Here is a 19,075-nt window from a genome sequence, read left to right as displayed (position 1 = left end):
CATGAAAATTGAATGATGACTAAGCCTGGTTATTATGCGTTATAACGGCAATGAATTGAGTTGGGACATCGCCGGAATTTTTTTGTGCAGACATAAAGAACTTATGTCTCTCTTTTGATGTATCTCTTTCTTAGCGGAATGAATCATTCTAATAAAATGATGCTGCGGGTTTTGTCTGAGTCTGATCGGTTCTTCTGTGCAGAATGCTGTCCGGCATTTTTGCGTGTGTCGCATGAGGCGACACAGTTTCCTTGTCTGGCTTGAATGCTGTTAGCATACTCGGTAGAGTATAGGGGATCATGCCCGTATAACTCATATAAACACTACTCAGGAGAACGAAGATGGCAGATACTCCCCCATTAAAGATAGTTCCAGGGAATGCGTTAAGCGATGCACAGAAAAAAGATCTGATGCACAGGCTGGCGCGTATCGAAGGCCAGTTGCGCGGTGTGCAAAAACTGATTGCCAAGGCAGATACGGCAGAAGATTGTGAAGGTATCGCGCAACAGATGTCGGCAGCACGCAAGGCACTGGATCGTTCTTTTGTGACTTTGCTGACGGATTCTGTCGTCACTCAGGCTGAAAAAGCGAAGACCACTGCAGAGGCGATTGAGGGCAGCAAGCGCCTCGCTGCACTGTTAGAAAAATTCGCCTGATGCTGTAATGCCGCCGACGCTGCTTGCCGGCAGCATCAGCGTTTGCGGGGGGGATTCAGGCCGCGATATGTCTGCTCTGGCGTTGCGGAGTGGCTTTGGCTGTCGTTTTTTCTGCTGCGGGTTTACTGCTGGTTTGTTTATGCCTGGCATCGCCCGCATAGTCGCTGGATACCAGCGCCAGCGCAGCTTCTCTTTCCATGCCGCGTTCTTCCTGTAACCATCTGCTGACCAGACCTGCCAGACGATCAAGGGCAATTTTGTGGGTGGCATCTGTATTCGTATACATCCAGTCAGAGAAAGCCAGGAAATTTTCAAACGGCGCGTCGCCCAGAACCACGGGTAAAGTGTTTGCAAAGCGTCCCGAGTTCGCCACCATGTCCCAGTAACGCGCAAAGCGCACCAGCTTTTGCATGTCGGCGAAGGGCACATCTTTATTCGCCAGTATCGTGTACGGTGGTTGCGGATCGAATGTCAGCTGGAACGCTTCGGTGTGACGTATCACCGGCGTGCCGCGTAAGCGTTTCAAAATACCGAACTGAATTTCATGCGGACCGAGCGCGACCAGTTTGTTAAAACCCGCCGCAAAACTTTGCATCGTTTCCCCGGGCAGACCAGCAATCAGATCGACATGCAGATGAGCATGCGAGTGTTCGCATAACCAGCGTATGTTCTCGGCCGCTTTGTCGTTATTTTGTTTGCGACTGATCAGGCTTTGCACTTCTGGATTAAAACTCTGAATACCGATTTCAAATTGCAGCGTGCCTTCGGGGAATTTTTGTATTCCTTCTTTCAGGGCATCGGGCAAATGATCGGGAACCACTTCAAAATGGGCAAACACCGGATCATCTGGTGCGGCAGCCAGCTTATCCAGAAAAAACTGCATGATTTTCAGGCTGGTCTTGATATTCAGATTGAATGTGCGGTCAACAAATTTGAATAAGCGTGCACCGCGCTGATACAGGCTTTCCATCTCCGCCAGAAAGACATCGATATCAAACGGCCAGGCGGTTTTATCGAGTGACGATAAACAGAATTCGCATTTGAACGGACAACCGCGTGAGGCTTCGACGTACAAAGTGCGGTGGCGGATATCCTGATCGCTGTAAAGCTGATACGGCAGACGGATATCGTTCATCGGTGGCTGCAGCCCCGCATGGATTTTCATTAAAGGTTGCGGGCCACGCAAAATTTGCTGGCACAAATGGGCAAAGCTGATATCGCCCCAGCCGGTAATCACATAGTCTGCAAGACGGATAATTTCCTGATCACTTGTTTCGTGCGATACCTCTGGCCCGCCAAGAATCACGACCACATCCGGCGCCACCCGTTTCAGAATCGCAACGATCTGGGTCGTTTCAACCACGTTCCAGATATATACACCGAAGCCGACGATGAATTTTTGCCCTGGTTGACGAAAGGCAAGAATTTTTTCCACCACGTCAGTGCTGCGCGCCCCGATCACGAACTCACGAATTTTTGTCTGTTCCTGTAACTCTCCCATATTTGCGAGCAGATAACGCAGACCCAGTGAGGCATGGGTATAGCGGGCATTCAGGGTCGTCAGCAGGATAGTCATGGAGCAGAGAGCAGGCAGAAAGCCGCTATTGTACGCTGGGTGCGGGCTATCCCGATGAATGTCGCCTTGGCGTACACGTGCTTTCGTGGTTGATGCGGATTCATACCCGCAATCGCAGTGAAACGGAGGTGTTGGAAAGCATAGGATGCATTCTTTATTCCGGATATTTGTAATTTCAATCCTGCGTTTCTGCAGTTCGTCGCATACCGCTCGCTGCTGGACAAATGATCTTCTACAGTACACACATCAAACAACCACTGAAGGAGAAATAAAATGAAATCATCACTGAAAAACACCACAATTTTTGCAGTCGCTATGTGTGCTGCAGTCTTTATCAGCGGCAGCGCTTTCAACACTGTTACGCATGGTACACAGAATAAAATCCAGACTGTCACCATCACTGCGAAGGCAATGACGGAAGCACAAAAACTGGCTTACGATGCTGAACAAAACGGGATACAAACTGTCGTGATTTCTGCGAAACGTCTGACGCCAGAGCAAAAACTCGCCATGGATCAGCAAGATCAGCAAAATCAATTCAAGCAACAATCTGTCGCAGAGAAAAACAACCGTCGCACTGCGATCTGAGGATGAACACAGATGATGTATGCATTCTTAAAAAATGGCGGGCAATCAGGGGTTGCGACTGACTAGCACGGGTGCGTTTTTAAAACAAAGTGATGCACCTGATTTGTAGTGGATTGCTTTGCTTTGAAAACATGCCGAAACGTGAATTTTTTGTCGTCCCAGTATGTGGCATACTGGGACCCCTTTCCTATCAAGTGGTTGCATGATGAATACCGAAGAACGTCTGATTGATCTGGAAATCCGTTTGTCACGGCAGGATGATCTGGTGGATACCCTGAATACGCAGGTGTATCGCCAGCAGAAAAAAATTGATGAGCTGGAAGCTTTGTGTGCTGCGATGGCAGGCCGTATCCGTGAGCTGGCTGTGATGGCGAGTCAGAAAAATACGGTACTCGATGAAAGACCGCCGCATTATTAAATTTTCACTCAGCATTGCCGGTTGCTGAAAATACGGCAGATAAAAAAAGGACGAAAGCCGCAAGGCGATTCGTCCTTTTTTGTTGTTGCCTGCGCTATGACGCAGGCACGAAGCTGATTATGGCTGTAGTGCGTAATTTAATGGTGCCCAGGCATAGCCTTTACCTTCTTTGCGCACATAGCCCAGACCCGGGAAAGCCAGATGTGCCGCGCCTACCAGATAAGACTGTTGTGCCGCGTCGGCATAGCTTTTCTTGCGTTCAACAGCCGCAGCTTTCGAGTCAGAATCAAATTGTATCGTGACGGATGGATTCTCAAACTGTACCGCTGCCACATGCATCAGATCCCCCCACAGTACCAGTGTCTGCCCTTTGCTTTCGATTTTATAAGTGCTGTGGCCGGCGGTATGACCGTGAGCTGGTATTGCCTTAATACCAGGAACCAGTTCTGTGGCGCCGTCGAAGGATTTGAATTGTCCTGCTTTGACATAAGGGTTCAGTGATGTCATTGCGCCTTGAAAGTAGCCTTTACTTTCTTGTGGCGCTTTGTCCAGATTGGCCTGACTCAGCCAGAAGTCAACATCATGCTGATCAGCGCGTACCACTGCGTTCGGAAAGGCCATTTTGTCGCCGTTCATCAGACCGCCGACATGGTCTGGATGCATGTGCGTGATGTAAATTTCATCGACTTGTTCTGGCTGATAACCTGCAGCTTTCAGGTTGGCCTGCATTTTTCCCAGAGTCGGACCAAATAAAGCGCCAGCGCCGGTATCGATCAGTATCAATTTGCTGCCGGTATTGATCAGATAAGTATTGACAGAGGTATCCAACGGGCTGTGCTGGTGCAATTTACCGAGTGCTTTATTGACTTTCGCGGGTGTGGTATTTGTCAGTAACTTATCCACAGGAAGCTGTACCGTGCCGTCTGAAATTGCCGTGACTTCAAAGTCACCCAACATCGTTCTGTAATAACCCGGTGCAGCAGTTTTTACCATAGGTGCGGCTGCATAGGCCGTGCTGACGGAGAGTGTCAAGGCACTGGCAGTAGCAAGGATTCCTGCAGATAACAGATGTGAAATTTTCATTTGTTCTTCCTTCAAAGTCATTGGTCGGGCAAACATGGGAAGCTGATTATGCCGAATAAATGCAAAGCCTGCAGATGACCAGTCTATTTCTAGTGGGCTGCTATGATTGACTGGGCTGGTTATGCACAAAATCAGGAGATCAGCGCCTCGGTCAGGGAACCAAGATCTTCTTTCGAGTCAGCCAGAATTTCTTGTAAAGACTTGTCTCCGACCATGAAGTCGATTTTGCCGGTGTCCGCTGCCAACTTCGTCTGACGGCGTTGCTTCAGCGGAGAGACCGTATCGGTAAGATGATTCGCCAGCAATAAGGTGTCACCCAGGCTGACTGGTGGAAATACAGGGGCTCCATGCCAGCAGCTTTCTATGCTGCTCATGACCCGCTTGGGAATCAGCAATTTTTGCAGCACTGCGCGGGCAATTTCCAGCTCGTGGGATTGGTCTGCCGACGGATAATCGATCTCTGTTCCGCTTTCTAATAATGCAGGAAACTCTTCTGCTCGCGACAGTAAATAGAAACCGCCAACTTCATGGACAACACCGGCAAACAGTGCAGTTTCAGGATCAATTTTGCTGACTTTACGTGCTAACAGATGCGCCATTGCAGCGACGGTTGCGGAATGCACCCACAGATATTCCATCTTTTCCCGGATGGCATTATCGGAAATTGCCAGACATATCTGGCGCATGATCACGGCGGCGACAACGGAACGTAAGGTGCTGAATCCCAGAATGGAAATCGCCATGCGGACATTGGTAATGCCTCCGCCAAAACGGCTGTAGGCGACGGAATTAGCGACGGCAATGACGCGGGCGGCGACCAACGGTTCCTGAATAATCAGTTTCGCGATCTCGTCTGTCCCGTATTTCGGTTCATCAAGCGCTTCCTGAATTTTTAAAGTGGCCCGGACGTTGGCGGGAAAAACCAGTTCGCCCGAGCTGATCTGTGCAACGATATTACGTAATGCTTCTGACTTTATAACTGCTGACTTCTTCATATCTGCTGACTATCGTCTGTTTTTCCAGACGTCTGATGGTGGGAGTCATGTTTTCATCCCTAGAGTTTTTACAATTGCTCCAGCCGTCGCAGAAAGCAGAGACATGGGTGTAGCCGTATCGGTGATTTCTTTCTGCACCCGCTGTACGGGACGATGGTGACGTCCGTCTGTGTCGAGTTTAAATGCAGATACCGCACGCGCAAGATTGCCTGCCTGTTCTTCCATACTTTCTGCTGCTGCGGCGGCTTGTTCTACCAGCGCCGCATTTTGCTGAGTCATTTCGTCCATCTGTGTGATCGCACGATTGACTTCTTCAATACCGGAACTTTGTTCCTGACCTGCTGCGGTGATTTCAGCCATGATGTCCGCCACATGTTTGACGGAACGGACAATTTCATTCATGGTTTTGCCCGCTGCTTCGACTAACTTGTCGCCAGTTCCGACTTTTTCTACTGAATCACCGATCAGGGTTTTGATTTCTTTGGCGGCGTTGGCACTGCGTTGTGCCAGATTCCGGACTTCGCTTGCCACCACGGCAAACCCGCGCCCTTGTTCTCCGGCACGAGCAGCTTCTACTGCGGCATTGAGCGCCAGAATATTGGTTTGAAATGCAATTCCATCAATCACACTGATGATGTCGACTATTTTACGCGAACTTTCTTTAATCGAATTCATGGTGTGAACAACTTTGCCGACCTCTTCGCCGCCTTTGACCGCAAAATTCGATGCCGAAGTCACCAGCGCGTTTGCCTGACGAGCATTGTCTGCGTTCTGGCGCACGGTTGCGGTGATTTCTTCCATGGAGCTGGCCGTTTCTTCCAATGCGCCTGCCTGTGTTTCTGTGCGTGATGAAAGATCAGCATTCCCGGTTGAAATTTCGACCGACGCAATGGCGATGGCATCCGTGCCTTGTCTGACTTCGCTGACAATGTGATAAAGATTGTCGTTCATTTCTTTCAGCGCCAGCAGCAGTTCGCTGATTTCATCATTGCCTTCAGGTTCTGCATGAAAAGATAACTCACCGGCGGCGACCTGCTTCGCAATTGCCACTGCTTCGCGTAATGGTGCAGTGATACTGCGTGTGAGTAACACAGAAAAAGCGATGCCTGCGCATAAAACAAGCAACGCCATGAGCACCAATGTTCCTATGGTTTTGTTTGCAGAACTTTCCGATTGCGCCGCCAGTTCAGCCGAGGCGGCATCCTGCAATGCAACCAGCTTGTTAATTTCCTGCAGTGCTTTTTGTTGCAAAGGATCGATCTGCGTGGAGATCACTTTGACCGCTTCTTCACCATTAAACGACAGCAGCATTTTGAATGCTTCCTTGGTCGGGCCATCGACTTGTTGATCTAAGCTGAGCACGCTATCGAGAATTTTTTTCTCTGCATCGTTGAGCCCCAACGCCGTTAATTTCTGGCGCGCTTCGTTAAATGCATTCTGCTGATTTTTGACGATCAGTTTTTGTTTGTCGATTTCAGCCAGATCTGTCTGCAATCCTATATTCCGGATTGCCATACCACCTTCCAGCATGCTGCTTCTCATTTTTGCTGCCAGTGCTGTTTTGCTATGAGACAGTTCTATGCCTGTCAGCATCTGTTGCCGGTTGCGTGCACTGAGCGCGCTGCCGATAACGAGCATCGCAATCAAAGAAACCAGGATAACGCCGAAACCAGTTGCGAGACGTGTTCCGATATGAAGTTGGCGGAGATTCATTTTGGCGTCCTTTGAGTAATTTTAATCAAATGATTGCATCTAAAATAACGTCCGTGAAATAATCGATCCGGTTCAGGTATCGCCTGTGACCGGACTTTATCGTTCACTCAATGCCGTTCAATCTTTTAAGCAAATGCAATGCCAGAAGCATCGTGTTGTTGTTGTACCGGCCTGTCAGCTTCTGAGTCCGCGATTCACTTTGTTGCATATCCTCTAAGATAGGAATTTGTCAGAATGATCCTGGTTGTTACTTTCGTATTGATATCTGCTCTTGCTGCGGCATTGCTCTTTGTCTGGTTGCGTACACGACGGGTCATGCGAGCCGACTATATCCGTAGTTATATGTTCCCGCCTGGCCTGTTGGAACGCTTGCATCAACGTCGTCCAGACTTATCATTGAAGGATAGACAACTGGTGGCCAGAGCACTGCGACAATTCTTTTTGGTGTATCTGAAGTCTGGATACAAGCATATCTCTATGCCGTCACAAGTGGTGGATGATTTGTGGCACGAATTTATTTTGTACACAAAAAACTACGATGCTTTTTGTCAAAAAGCTTTTGGCCGTTACATGCACCACACCCCGGCGGCTGTGTTAGGTGAGAGCCAGCGTAGTAATATTGGTTTGCGTCGCACCTGGTGGTTTGCCTGCCTTGAAGAAAATATTAATCCACGCAGCGCTACACGCTTACCTTTGCTGTTTGCGCTGGATGCAAAGTGGAATATTGCAGATGGATTCCGTTATGAACCAGACTGCTGTGCCTTACGCAAAAATGGCGATGGCACTGTGTACTGCGGCGGAGATTTTTATACCGGGGGAAGTACTGGAGACAGCATTGATTTTGGCGATTCCACTTCTTTTGGCGATGTTGCCGATAGTGGTGGTGACAGCTCATCATGCAGCGGTGGATGTGGCGGCGATTAACGATCGTTTGCCGGTGAATGAAAAAAACAGAAAGATGAAGATGGAAAAAGTGTTATCAAATCAGGCAGAACATGCCGAAAAACTGAATCAGCTGGGTAGCAGCTTTTTACCTGGTCATCTGGGTGTACGGATGTTGTCGGTAGAAAAAGGTCGCTCACATGGTGAACTGGAAGTACTTCCTCATTTGCTGGCACCGAATGGTTTTTTACATGCCGGTAGCGTGATCACGCTGGCCGATACTGCTTGCGGCTACGCTTGCATGGCAAGTTTGCCAGAAGGCGCGCACAGCTTTACAACCATAGAATTAAAATCGAATCATCTGGGAACTGCCCGTAGCGGCAAAATCGAAGTGGTAGCGACCGCATCTCACCTCGGGCGCACGACTCAGTTATGGGATGCCGAAGTGACATACGAGGGAAAGACGATAGCCTTATTCCGATGCACGCAAATGATACTTTATCCAAAATGAGGCTGGCTTGCAGATGGTGCATACAGCCTGTGCACCATCTCAGCGGATGTTTCTCAGTCTGTTAAGCCGCGTTATTTGCGGCTTCTTTTTCTTGCAGCAGGCGCCACATGATTTTGCCCGAACCGGATTTGGGTAGCGTCTCGACAAACTCAATCAGACGCGGCACTTTATAAGCCGCCATTTTCTCGTGCGCCCAGGTGATGATTTCTTCCGGGTGAATCACTGCACCAGGTTTTCTGACTATCAGCGCCTTCACCGTTTCACCGCGATAGGTATCCCGTGCTGCGATGATGCAGCATTCCTGTATCGCCGGATGCTGATACATCATGGATTCGACTTCGGCTGGCCAGACTTTAAATCCGCTGGCATTGATCATGCGTTTCAGTCTGTCCGTAAAAAAGAAAAAACCTTCCTCATCGATATAGCCGAGATCACCGGAACGGAAAAATTTTTTACCGTCGAGTTCAGCGAACGCATCGGCGGTTTTTTCCGGATCATTCCAATAGCCTTGAAATAATTGCGGGCCGTGTATCCAGATCTCGCCGGTCTCACCTTGTCTGACTTCCTGCATCGTAATGGGGTCAACAACGCGGGAATCGACATTGAAAAAGGGTATGCCCAGACATTGCTGTTTCATTCTTTGTGGCGGATTCAGATGTGATGGCGCCATCGTTTCAGACAAACCGTAACCTTCCATATATACCTGACCCGACAGATCCAGCAATTTTTGTGCGATTGCCGCCGGCATCGCAGCACCGCCACCGGATACGCGCGTCAGTTTGGAAATATCATATTCCGGCAGACGTGGATTCGATAAAAAATCTATCATCATCGATGGCACCAGTGTCCAGTTGGTGACGTGGTAGCGAGTAATCAGTTGTCCCGCAACGTCTCTGTCCCAGCGTGGCAAAATCACCAGCGTGCCGCCACAGTAAAGCGAGGCATTCATGACGGATTGCATGCCGGTGACATGAAAGAAAGGCAGCACTGCAAGTGCTACGTTATTGGGCACGATAGGGCCGGACCAGGTCGGGCTGGCGACAATATTGAACATGACCGAGCGATGGGTATGAATGCAGCCTTTCGGATGCCCTGTTGTGCCAGACGTATAAGGCATGCAGGCCAGATCATCCGGTGTCGCCTGATGTGCGGCGGGAGCCAGAGCTGCAGCAATCGCCGTTTTCCACGGCGTGATCTGAGGCGACGCAGGTACATTGGCCACGGCTTTGACGAACTCAGGAACGGTCAGTGTGGTGTCGCAAGTCAGATGATCTGAGTATGTCGCCACCACTGCATGCCGGAGTGCCGTGCTGCCGACGAGTGGTGCTAATCGTGGAAAAACATCCTGTGACACCAGTGCGGCTTTGGCGCCACTGTCTTTAATGTAGTAATCAAGTTCGTCCGTCATCAGCATCGGGTTGACTGGCACGACCATCGCGTCTGCCCGCAGAATCGCGTAGAAACCGATGACGAACTGCGGGCTGTTCTGCATATCCAGCAGCACCCGGTCACCACGCTGGATACCGCAAACCTGTTGCAGATATCCGGCTAAAGCGAGCACTTCCTGATGTAGCTGACGATAAGTCAGCACGGAGTCGTAAAATATGATCGCAGCTTTATCCGGGTAACGTTGCGCGGAAATCTGCAGATTTTCATACACACTGATGGAGGGGACGATCAAATGGTGCGGCAGCCCTTTTGGCCAATGGACGTAGTGAGCGGTATTCATTCAGAGTCTCCTTGGAATAGTGTTTTATTTAGAGTGCCATATTTCAGCTGGAATTGCATGATCGTTCGTAAAATTGGAACTAATTTCTGAGTTTTGTAATTTTGAACATATTCTGTTTTACTGCTGACGTTACAATGTGCTGTCAGTCTCAATTTTCATATCGGAGTTACCGTGGTTTTCAGCAGATTAATTACTTTTAGTGCCATCAGCATTCTGTTGTCCGCTTGTGGTGGAGGCGGTACTGGCAGCACTAGCGCTGGCAGCACCCCGGTTGCTGTCAGCGTGCCCTCTGCATCCACGGTGTCAGTTGGCGATGCACTCAGCTTTGTCGGGCAGGCCAGCAGCTCTGCGGGACAGATAACGCAAATGTCCTGGCAGACCGAGGCTTTGACGCTGGGTGCCAATCCGCTGACAGCGATCACGAATGCCGACTGTAAAACGATGCAGACCTCGGGCAATTCGGCGAGTTGCACCTTACAACTGACGCCTCCCGCAAAACTGACTGCCGACTACACTTATAAGCTGACCTTGCTGGCAACTGATGCAAAGGGAAATACCTCCAGCACTTCGACGACATTAAAGGTACTGCAATCCGCTTCGGTGACCAATAATCCTGTGGCGCAGACCGGTGCTGACGCGAGCGTGACTTCCGGTGATAAGGTCAGCCTGAGTTGCGCTGGTAGTGGCGGAACGCCTGCCACCAGTGGCGCCGCTTATGCCTATCAATGGGTGGTCGAAGATGCAGCCGGTCTGACGATTTCTCTGGCGAGCACGACTGGTGCCAGCAGCAGTTTTGTCGCACCCGTAGTGAAAGATGCCACGACCGTCAAGTTGCAATGCCGTGTCACTGACGATAAACAAAAGACGGGTACCGCGACACAGAAAATCACGATCACGCCTGTTCTCAAGCCAACGATCGTACCGATTTCTTACAGTGGCGGCACCGTGCAACCCGGCGCTGCGGTGGCGCTGGATGGCAGCAAAACTACGATGTATGACGTTAATGGCAAAGAAGTCAGCGGTACGATTTATTATCTGTGGAAATTCAAATCCGGTCCGTCGGGCGCTACCCCGCTGACGGTCTACAACCCGACCAGTAGCGTTGCCAGCGTTGTCTTTCCCAGCGTTGTCACGACCACGTCAACTTATGTATTTACCTTGAACGCCTCTACTGCACCGATTGCTGCGGATGGTACTTCGGCAGATACCGTTAAACAAAAAGATGTGGTGTTCTTTGTCAGCGCCCTGCCACCGATTACATTAACTTCATACAATCTGGTGCAGGTAGTGCAGAGCGGAGCCAGCGTACAGTTGAAAGCAGAAACACCGAATTACACTGGATCATCGCCGCTGTATTTCAGCTGGACACAGACAAATACGCCGCTGGTGACACTGGTCGGTACGAATTCCCAGATTGCTGGTTTTATCGCGCCGACCGTATCTGTCGCGACAACGCTGAGCTTCCGGGTGTCGGCAGACTATTTTCCGATTACGGTGGCCAACCCCGGAAGTGCCAGTGTCGATTTGCTGGTGCAGGTACAGCCCAAGAACTGAAAGCGATATGCCGACGACAGAATCAGCGTTGCAAATGTCTGATTCTGTCGCGTTGATGTTGGCGATCCAGCGTTCTTGTTGCAACGATAATTTCACTCATAAAATAAACAAAGCTGCCGATCAGCGACAAAATACCGCCAACAAACAGACCCGCAATCAGTTTATCAAGGTTTAAACCAATCGCATCCCCGACGAACAACGCCGCAATCACCAGGCAGATCAATAAGCCGCAGGTTGTGCTCAGCGTAATCGCACGATTAATCAGATGTGAGCGTTGAAATAATTCAACCAGTTCCTCTTCGAGACCCACCGTTGCGTTTGTCTGCAGTAAATTTTCCACCACCCTCGCTCTGTCGATAATCCTTGCCAGACGGCTGGTCAGTACGGCCAGTTTCGTGCCAACACCGGTCAGCAGAAAAACGGGGGCAATCGCGAGTTGGATAATATGGCTGACGTCGCCAAGCTGAAGACTGATCATGGAATTCCTTTCTAATTTTTGCGTGATTCTACCTTGTGGTTGAATTGCATTGATGTTCTTCCCTACCTGCTTTTCAAAAATATTCTATCCTAGAGCCCGTTACTGTTAACTATCTGTAGCTTGTGTGCCTGACTGATACCGGTTTGTGCTTGCAATAATTGACCTCAGGTTACATATATTGTTGATAGATTCAAAACCAGATCACTGTCAGGACTTATATTTATGACTCAGTCACAGCGCATGCCAGCCATTTTCGTCGGACATGGCAGCCCCATGAACGCCATTGAAAATAATATTTATACCCAGGCCTGGGAGGCGTTGGGGCAACGTTTTCCTGCGCCAAAAGCGATATTGATGATATCGGCACACTGGATGACACGTGGTGTGGCGGTAACGGCAATGAAGCAGCCACAGACGATTCATGACTTCGGTGGCTTTCCGCAAGCCTTGTTTGACATTCAATATCCGGCTCCCGGCGATCCGGCGCTGGCGCAGCATATTACACAACATCTTGCACCGTTACCGGTGGTACTCGATCAGCAATGGGGGCTGGATCACGGTACCTGGTCGGTATTGGTGAAAATGTATCCACAGGCGCAAATTCCAGTGATACAACTGAGTCTGGATTTGACCCAGCCGGCCAGCTGGCATTTCGAATTGGGACAGAGACTGGCGGCCTTGCGGGACGAGGGCGTCATGCTGATGGCGAGCGGCAATGTGGTGCACAATTTACGCCGTATGGCTTTTCAGTCGCCCGGTTTTGACTGGGCGCACCGCTTCAATAATGTTATGCGCAAGGCCATTCTTGAAGATGACACTGAAAAGCTGGTGAATTACCAGCAATTCGGTCAGGATGCGGCACTCTCCGTACCGACCTCTGAACATTTTCTGCCGTTGCTGTATGTGATGGGAAGTAAAAATGGTCATGACAAGACCGAGATCGTAGTGGATGGTATGGATCTCGGTGCCATTAGTATGATGACTGTCCTCATATCATGAGGCGAGTGCCGGAAAGCCCGCGACTATGTGACTATAGGGCTTTCTGGCAGACAGTTATTGCGGATTCTGAATGGGCAGGGTCAGGCGTACTTCCAGACCGCCCTCGGGCAGATTGTGTAGATGCAGTTGTCCGTCATGTTGTTGTGCGATATTTTGCGCGATGGTCAGCCCGAGGCCAGAACCGCCGGATTCGCGCGAGCGTGATGTTTCCATGCGATAAAACGGCTCGAATACTTTTTCTTGCAGTTCCGTTGGAATGCCTGTGCCGCCGTCCCGTATGAAAATCTGTAAAACGTCTTTGCCGCCTTCTTTTTCTTTTGACATACTGACTTTTGCGTAATGTCCGTATTTGACAGCATTATCAATCAGATTCGTCAGGCAGCGCCGCAGCGCCTGAGGTTTAGCCAGGACGGTTATTCCTGGCAATCCTGAAAAACTGACGTCTTGCCCCGCCTCGCTGGCGTCACTGCAAACACTGTCGAGCAGTGAATCAATATCCAGCGGTCGGCGCGCTTCACTGCTTTCTATACTGCGCGCCAGATCCAACCCTTCCCTGATCATCATCTGCATGGCGGATAAATCACCGATCAATTTTTCGCGTAATTCAGCATCACTGACTTTTTCCAAGCGCAGACGCAAACGGGTTAAGGGTGTTTGTAAATCGTGAGTAATCGCCGCCAGCATATGTGTGCGCTGTGAAATATGGTGGCGTATCCGGGCCTGCATCGCATTGAATGCCCGCGTTGCGGTGACGATTTCGCTGGCACCTTTTTCAGGTAAGGGCGGACGATTAATGTCTTGCCCCAGTGCCGTGGCCGCTTCTGCCATATGGCGCAGGGGACGCATCGTCATCCGGGCGATAATCAAGGCTAATACTGCAATGAAGGTCAGAAATAAAAAGAAATATTGTATGAAATCATCACGCAGCGGTGGCGCTGGTGTTTTTGGTGGCATCACCGTCAGACGTAACACGGTGCCATCGTGCAAGGTAATACTGAGAGCCTCACATGGCACCCGCATCAGCACGGCATTTTTGGGTGGACGCGGGCAGGTTGACGGATCAGTCGGCAGAGACAGTACGCGGAAATTCCGACCCAGCCGTTCGCTGACAGCTCTGGCGTAATCCGAGCGTGGCCCGGTATCGCTGATATTTTCGGGTAATGTGGTGACTTGTAACCCCAACCGCGGAGCCGTCGCCAGAAAACTCTCGCGGTTTGCTGTGGGCAAGGTATCGAGCGCACTGATTAACTGTTCTATCCTGTCGATAGAATGTGACTCGCGATATTGCATCAGCGTTTTTTCGCGCTCACCAAAGGCCAGCCATACTGTCAGGGTGGCGGATAATAAAACACCGATCAGAAGCGCGCCAAAAACCCGCCCCCACATTGACGACAACATCGCCATCAGTGCTTCTCTGCCGTTACAGTCACCGCCAGCACATAGCCGCCGTTACGAACTGTTTTAATGATTTGCGGAGAGCGCGCATCTTCCCGGAGTTTCTGGCGCAGACGGCTGATCTGGATATCGATAGAACGATCAAAAGGATCGGCATCGCGGCCGTGCGTCATATTCAATAACTGATCCCGATTCAGAACGCGATTCGGGTGTTCGAGAAAAATATTCAACATCCTGTATTCGGCACCGGACAAGGAAACGACCATATCGTCCGGGGCGATCAGATGGCGAGCCGTCATATCCAGCACCCAGCCGGCAAATTTCAGTTTTTGCAAACCGTCGTTATTCGAGCCCAGCTGATTATTTTGTGTCCGCCTTAATACACTGCGTATGCGTGCCAGCAATTCGCGTGGTTCAAATGGTTTCGGCAGATAGTCATCAGCACCCATTTCCAGCCCGAGTATCCGGTCTAAAGGTTCGCCACGCGCGGTCAGCATAATGACGGGAATCGTCGATTTGCTGCGAAGATTCCGGCATAAAGTCAGACCGTCATCACCGGGTAAATTAAGGTCGAGGACGATCAGTTCAAATTGATGTTCCTGTAATGCCGCCCACATCGCGGTGCCATCTGCCGCCATGACAGCGGAATAGCCGTTCTGATCCAGATATTCAGCCAGTAAACTGCGGATATCGCGGTCATCGTCAACAATGAGTATTTTATTTGAGGTATCCATGGTCTTCATTATGAACCGGGTCTCCGTGAAAGGCATTGTGGGTTTGTATCGTCTTGTTATGATAACGCTTTGCCGACATAGTACGAAACATCGGACGGACACGCGTTCCGGCGTTGTTACACAGAGATACAAACCTGAACGTAATTGATATTTACCGGTTACAAGACGCAAGCACAATGAGGCCGTTGACTGTTACCCCGGCAAGATGTGTAACGGTTAATGTTGCTCAACTGCAGTTGTTTTATTTTATAGGACTGACGCAAAACCGCCCCAGCGGCGTTATGGCTCCTGGCCGTACTATTCGTACTGTCTGTGTTGCCATGCCTTGCCGGAGCAATTTTGCGTCAGTCCTGTTTAAAAAATAAGTATCTGCAAAGTCTGAGCTTTTTCCGTGCATTCAGAAAGATAAATGATGAAAAATTTCAAACAAACTTTGCTGGCAGTTGTCCTTACTTCCTGTTGTGGCGTCAGCGCGATTGCGTTGGCACAAACCGCACCGGACATTCCTCCGCGTCCGCAACATCCTATGGGCGAGCCTGGTAAAAATCCAGAGCAGATGAAAGAACGTTTTGCCAAGCATCAGGCAGAGCTGCACGATACCTTAAAGATTACGGCAGCACAGGAGCCCGCGTGGAAAACATTCATACAATCGGTCACGCCTAAAGCCATGCCGCAGCGCGAAGATTTTAAAGAGCTGGATAAGCTGACCACACCGCAGCGCATGGAAAAAATGCTGGAAAAAATGAAAGAGCATCAAGCGGCATTGCAGGATCGTCTGGCTGCTACTAAGACTTTCTATGCAACATTGACGCCTGAACAGCAAAAGATTTTTGATGAAAGCCATCGTCGCCTGCAGCACAAAATGCAGAGCCACATGGCGCGGCAAATGCATAAACGCGGTGATGCTCCCGGCATGATGGACAAGCCATAAAAAATTCAGAAGCAAAATAAAATGGGCGCCTTCATCGGGTGCCCATTTACTTTTCAAGCGATATCTTTTCTATTGTCAGGCGAATCGTCGTGCCGCATCTAATCCCAAGCCTGCACCGATACTGCCGAATAAATCGCCTTCCACCTTACGTGCGTTCGGAACAATCGCAGCAATTTGCTGACGCAAACCGCGCACGCCACTCGACCCACCCGTAAAGAAGACTGTATCCACCTGATCTGGGTGAATACCCGCCTGCTGCAATACTTTGGCGACAGCCTGTGCAATATCGCGGCTCAGATGGCCGATGGCTGATTGCAAACCTTCTTGCTCCAGTATCAGTGAACAGGGCACAGATACCGGTTTGCTGCGCAGGCGTTCCAGCGGCAGATTAATGGCATCCTGATCCGACAATAAAATTTTTGCTTCTTCCGATTTGATCGCCAGCCAGTGTCCATCCCGGTCTTCGACCAGATTCAATAAGCGTTCAAAGCGTTGACGTACATCGCTGCTTTGTATATCGCGATATACATCCTGTAATTCCCGCCAGACTTTTTGCGTATACGCCAGATTGATCGTGTGCCACGTCGCCAGATTAAAATAATAACTTGATGGCACATCGGTCTGATTCGCCAGTCTGCCGCCTAAACCCAGCAAGGGCATGATGTGCGTCAGACTTAGATATTTATCAAAATCCGTACCGCCGATATGGATACCGCCATTACCTAGAATATCGTCATGCCTATCCAGTAAATGCGCGCGTTCCGGCGCCAGACGCACCAGAGAAAAATCGGAAGTACCACCGCCGATATCGGCGATCAGAACCAACTCTTCTTTTTCTATGCGCGACTCATAATCGAAGGCGGCCGCGATAGGTTCAAACTGAAAATGTACTTCTTTGAAACCAACCGCATGAGCGATATCTTCCAGCGTGTTCTGGGCGATCTGATCAGCCTGGCGGTTATCGTCGATGAAATGGACGGGGCGACCGAATACCGCATGTTCAAACGCTTGTCCGGCGGATTGTTCGGCACGTTTTTTCAGTTCACCGATAAATTGCGACAGTAAATCGCGAAATGCCAGTGGCTTGCCCATGACTTCCGTTTGGCCGTCGATAAGACTGGTACCCAGCAAGCTTTTCATCGAGCGCATCAGGCGCCCTTCGTACCCAGCCAGATAGTTCGCCAACGCGGCACGTCCGTAGCTGACTTCATGTTCTTCGGCATTGAAGAAAATGACCGATGGTAAAGTCAGCTTATCTTGTTCCAGCGCCAGCAAAACGGATTGCGCGCCACGATGCCAACCCACGGTTGAGTTTGAGGTACCAAAATCTACTCCACAAGCTTGCGACATGAAACTTCCTGATAAAAAAACGAAAACGCCGTCAACCTGATGCTGGCGGCGCTGAAAATGAGTGACCTCTATACAGAAGCCTTTATTCCGGTGTTGCTGACGGTTCTTGCTGAAGAACGACCAGCAACTGATCTATACGGTAATGGTCGATATCGACAACTTCAAACTTATACCGGCCTACCATCACGAAATCGGTACGCTTCGGGATCTTTTTGAGCATCGTCATCATGAAGCCCGCAATAGTCTCATAGCTGCCCTGCCCGGGCAAGGAATCTATGTTCAGGGCACGACAAACGTCTTCTATCGTTGTCGCACCGTCAATCAGCCACGAGTTCGTGTCGCGCTGGACGATCTGGTCTTCCAGAAACGGATGCACCAGATTTCCCATCAGCGTACTCAGGACATCGTTGAGTGTGATAACACCGACAACCAGCGCGTATTCATTGAGGATCACGGCGAAATCCTCGCGCGTCCCTTTAAATTGCTCAAGCATCTCCGATAAAGTCAGTGAATCCGGTACGGCCAGCGCGGTTCTGATCGACAGTTCCTGCACTTTGGAAAAAGCCTGATTGGTCAGGACGCGCTTCAGAATATCTTTGGATTCGACGTAACCGACGACATTATCGATATGGCCGTCACAGACCAGAAACTTGCTGTGCGGATTATCCGCAATTTTCTGGCGTATCACGGCATCGGTGTCTTGCAAGGTAAAAAATACGATGCTGTCGCGCTGTGACATCGCGCTCGGGACGGTGCGGCTTTCCAGCTCAAACACATTGCCTATCATGTGGTGTTCACGTGCCTGCAGCACGCCAGCCTCAGCACCGGCATCCACCATCGCATAAATTTCATCCGAGGTAATCTGTTCATCTCTTACGGTTGGTAAATTCAGCACTTTGAAAATCAGATTGGATAAGCCATTGAATATCCAGACCAGCGGCTTAAACAGGCGGGCACACAAACGCATCGGGGTAATGACCACCATTGCTACTGATTCCGGCGCGATCATTGCCAGCTTTTTCGGAATCAGATCCGCAAACAGAATGAAAATGGAAGTAACAAAGACAAACGATGTCAGAAAACTCGCAGTATCGACCCAACTGTTATTTCCAAACATCGCGTGGAATACGGTTGAGAAATACGGCGTCAGCGCTTGTTCACCCAGAATACCGCCAAGTATCGCGACCGCGTTCAGGCCGATCTGTACAACAGTAAAAAAATGACCGGGCGCCTGTTGCAGCTCCAGTACTTTCGTTGCGCGCAACTCCCCTTCTGATTCCAGTACCTGCAATTTCATTTTTCTCGCTGCGGCAAGAGAAATTTCTGCCATCGAGAAAAATGCACTGATCGCAACCAGTAAAGCAATCACCAGAAAGTGATCAAATAAGGCCATGTTAACTCCCGTGAAGCATGTTGTCAGGGTTAATCATATACTATGCAAACCTCCGCCTGAGAATGCGTGTAAGACGGCGACACCGCAAAT

Annotated in this window: 18 protein-coding genes; 8 read left to right on the top strand and 10 right to left on the bottom strand. The window is 50.0% G+C overall.

Annotation, left to right across the window (positions count from 1 at the left end; translation table 11 throughout):
* Window positions 1–341 precede the first annotated feature (341 nt).
* A complete protein-coding gene (locus H8K26_RS00230) occupies window positions 342–656 on the top strand; it encodes a metal-sensitive transcriptional regulator (RefSeq protein WP_190476473.1) in 315 nt (104 codons plus the stop codon).
* A gap of 55 nt (window positions 657–711) precedes the next feature.
* Here the strand turns inward: H8K26_RS00230 and H8K26_RS00225 are convergent, their stop codons facing one another.
* Window positions 712–2,232: a B12-binding domain-containing radical SAM protein gene (locus tag H8K26_RS00225; RefSeq protein ID WP_190476471.1), complete on the bottom strand. Its 1,521-nt coding sequence runs from the start codon at window positions 2,230–2,232 to the stop codon at window positions 712–714.
* 273 nt (window positions 2,233–2,505) lie between these two features.
* Here H8K26_RS00225 and H8K26_RS00220 point away from each other — a divergent pair, with 273 nt between their 5' ends.
* Together H8K26_RS00220 and H8K26_RS00215 are read left to right on the top strand one after the other, a co-directional pair.
* On the top strand, window positions 2,506–2,820 hold the full coding sequence (locus H8K26_RS00220) for a hypothetical protein (protein ID WP_190476469.1): 315 nt from the start codon (window positions 2,506–2,508) through the stop codon (window positions 2,818–2,820).
* A 202-nt stretch (window positions 2,821–3,022) separates the two neighbouring features.
* Window positions 3,023–3,238, top strand: coding sequence for a SlyX family protein (locus H8K26_RS00215; protein WP_317889223.1), 216 nt, complete (start codon window positions 3,023–3,025; stop codon window positions 3,236–3,238).
* A 117-nt stretch (window positions 3,239–3,355) separates the two neighbouring features.
* Here the strand turns inward: H8K26_RS00215 and H8K26_RS00210 are convergent, their stop codons facing one another.
* From H8K26_RS00210 to H8K26_RS00200, 3 genes are all read right to left on the bottom strand, one after another.
* Window positions 3,356–4,321, bottom strand: a complete 966-nt coding sequence (locus tag H8K26_RS00210; RefSeq protein WP_190476467.1) for an MBL fold metallo-hydrolase — start codon at window positions 4,319–4,321, stop codon at window positions 3,356–3,358.
* 131 nt (window positions 4,322–4,452) lie between these two features.
* Window positions 4,453–5,316: an HDOD domain-containing protein gene (locus H8K26_RS00205; RefSeq protein ID WP_190476465.1), complete on the bottom strand. Its 864-nt coding sequence runs from the start codon at window positions 5,314–5,316 to the stop codon at window positions 4,453–4,455.
* Window positions 5,317–5,361: 45 nt separating this feature from the next.
* On the bottom strand, window positions 5,362–7,029 hold the full coding sequence (locus H8K26_RS00200; RefSeq protein ID WP_190476463.1) for a methyl-accepting chemotaxis protein: 1,668 nt from the start codon (window positions 7,027–7,029) through the stop codon (window positions 5,362–5,364).
* A gap of 234 nt (window positions 7,030–7,263) precedes the next feature.
* Here H8K26_RS00200 and H8K26_RS00195 point away from each other — a divergent pair, with 234 nt between their 5' ends.
* Window positions 7,264–7,953: a glycine-rich domain-containing protein gene (locus H8K26_RS00195; protein WP_190476461.1), complete on the top strand. Its 690-nt coding sequence runs from the start codon at window positions 7,264–7,266 to the stop codon at window positions 7,951–7,953.
* Window positions 7,954–7,993: 40 nt separating this feature from the next.
* Entirely contained in the window at window positions 7,994–8,422 is a 429-nt protein-coding gene (locus H8K26_RS00190; protein WP_190477567.1) for a PaaI family thioesterase, read from the top strand.
* 61 nt (window positions 8,423–8,483) lie between these two features.
* Here H8K26_RS00190 and H8K26_RS00185 read toward each other — a convergent pair whose 3' ends face one another.
* Entirely contained in the window at window positions 8,484–10,151 is a 1,668-nt protein-coding gene (locus H8K26_RS00185; RefSeq protein ID WP_190476459.1) for a long-chain fatty acid--CoA ligase, read from the bottom strand.
* Window positions 10,152–10,322: 171 nt separating this feature from the next.
* Between H8K26_RS00185 and H8K26_RS00180 the strand changes: the two genes are divergently transcribed.
* Window positions 10,323–11,705, top strand: a complete 1,383-nt coding sequence (locus H8K26_RS00180; RefSeq protein WP_190476455.1) for a hypothetical protein — start codon at window positions 10,323–10,325, stop codon at window positions 11,703–11,705.
* A gap of 22 nt (window positions 11,706–11,727) precedes the next feature.
* On the opposite strand, the gene H8K26_RS00175 is transcribed toward H8K26_RS00180, so the two are convergent.
* Window positions 11,728–12,183 carry a DUF2721 domain-containing protein gene (locus tag H8K26_RS00175; RefSeq protein ID WP_222611381.1) on the bottom strand — a complete coding sequence of 152 codons (456 nt, stop codon included), beginning with the start codon at window positions 12,181–12,183 and terminating at the stop codon, window positions 11,728–11,730.
* Between the two features lie 222 nt (window positions 12,184–12,405).
* On the opposite strand from H8K26_RS00175, the gene ygiD reads away from it, so the two are divergent.
* Window positions 12,406–13,182, top strand: a complete 777-nt coding sequence (gene ygiD, locus H8K26_RS00170) for a 4,5-DOPA-extradiol-dioxygenase (RefSeq protein ID WP_190476453.1) — start codon at window positions 12,406–12,408, stop codon at window positions 13,180–13,182.
* A 54-nt stretch (window positions 13,183–13,236) separates the two neighbouring features.
* Here the strand turns inward: ygiD and H8K26_RS00165 are convergent, their stop codons facing one another.
* Window positions 13,237–14,586: an ATP-binding protein gene (locus H8K26_RS00165; protein ID WP_223826765.1), complete on the bottom strand. Its 1,350-nt coding sequence runs from the start codon at window positions 14,584–14,586 to the stop codon at window positions 13,237–13,239.
* Window positions 14,586–15,311: a response regulator gene (locus tag H8K26_RS00160; RefSeq protein WP_190476451.1), complete on the bottom strand. Its 726-nt coding sequence runs from the start codon at window positions 15,309–15,311 to the stop codon at window positions 14,586–14,588. The genes H8K26_RS00165 and H8K26_RS00160 overlap by 1 nt, the downstream gene beginning before the upstream one ends.
* A 409-nt stretch (window positions 15,312–15,720) precedes the next feature.
* Between H8K26_RS00160 and H8K26_RS00155 the strand changes: the two genes are divergently transcribed.
* A complete protein-coding gene (locus H8K26_RS00155; RefSeq protein WP_190476449.1) occupies window positions 15,721–16,242 on the top strand; it encodes a Spy/CpxP family protein refolding chaperone in 522 nt (173 codons plus the stop codon).
* Window positions 16,243–16,317: 75 nt separating this feature from the next.
* Here H8K26_RS00155 and H8K26_RS00150 read toward each other — a convergent pair whose 3' ends face one another.
* Both H8K26_RS00150 and paeA read right to left on the bottom strand, forming a co-directional pair.
* A complete protein-coding gene (locus H8K26_RS00150; RefSeq protein WP_190476448.1) occupies window positions 16,318–17,592 on the bottom strand; it encodes an Hsp70 family protein in 1,275 nt (424 codons plus the stop codon).
* 82 nt (window positions 17,593–17,674) lie between these two features.
* Window positions 17,675–18,985, bottom strand: a complete 1,311-nt coding sequence (gene paeA, locus H8K26_RS00145; RefSeq protein WP_190476446.1) for a polyamine export protein PaeA — start codon at window positions 18,983–18,985, stop codon at window positions 17,675–17,677.
* Window positions 18,986–19,075 lie beyond the last annotated feature (90 nt).

The organism is Cognatundibacterium aquatile (assembly GCF_014699135.1).
Lineage (GTDB): Bacteria > Pseudomonadota > Gammaproteobacteria > Burkholderiales > Burkholderiaceae_D > Undibacterium > Undibacterium aquatile.
Note: the sequence above shows the minus strand (reverse complement) of the source record. Positions and strands in the feature narration are given on the sequence as shown.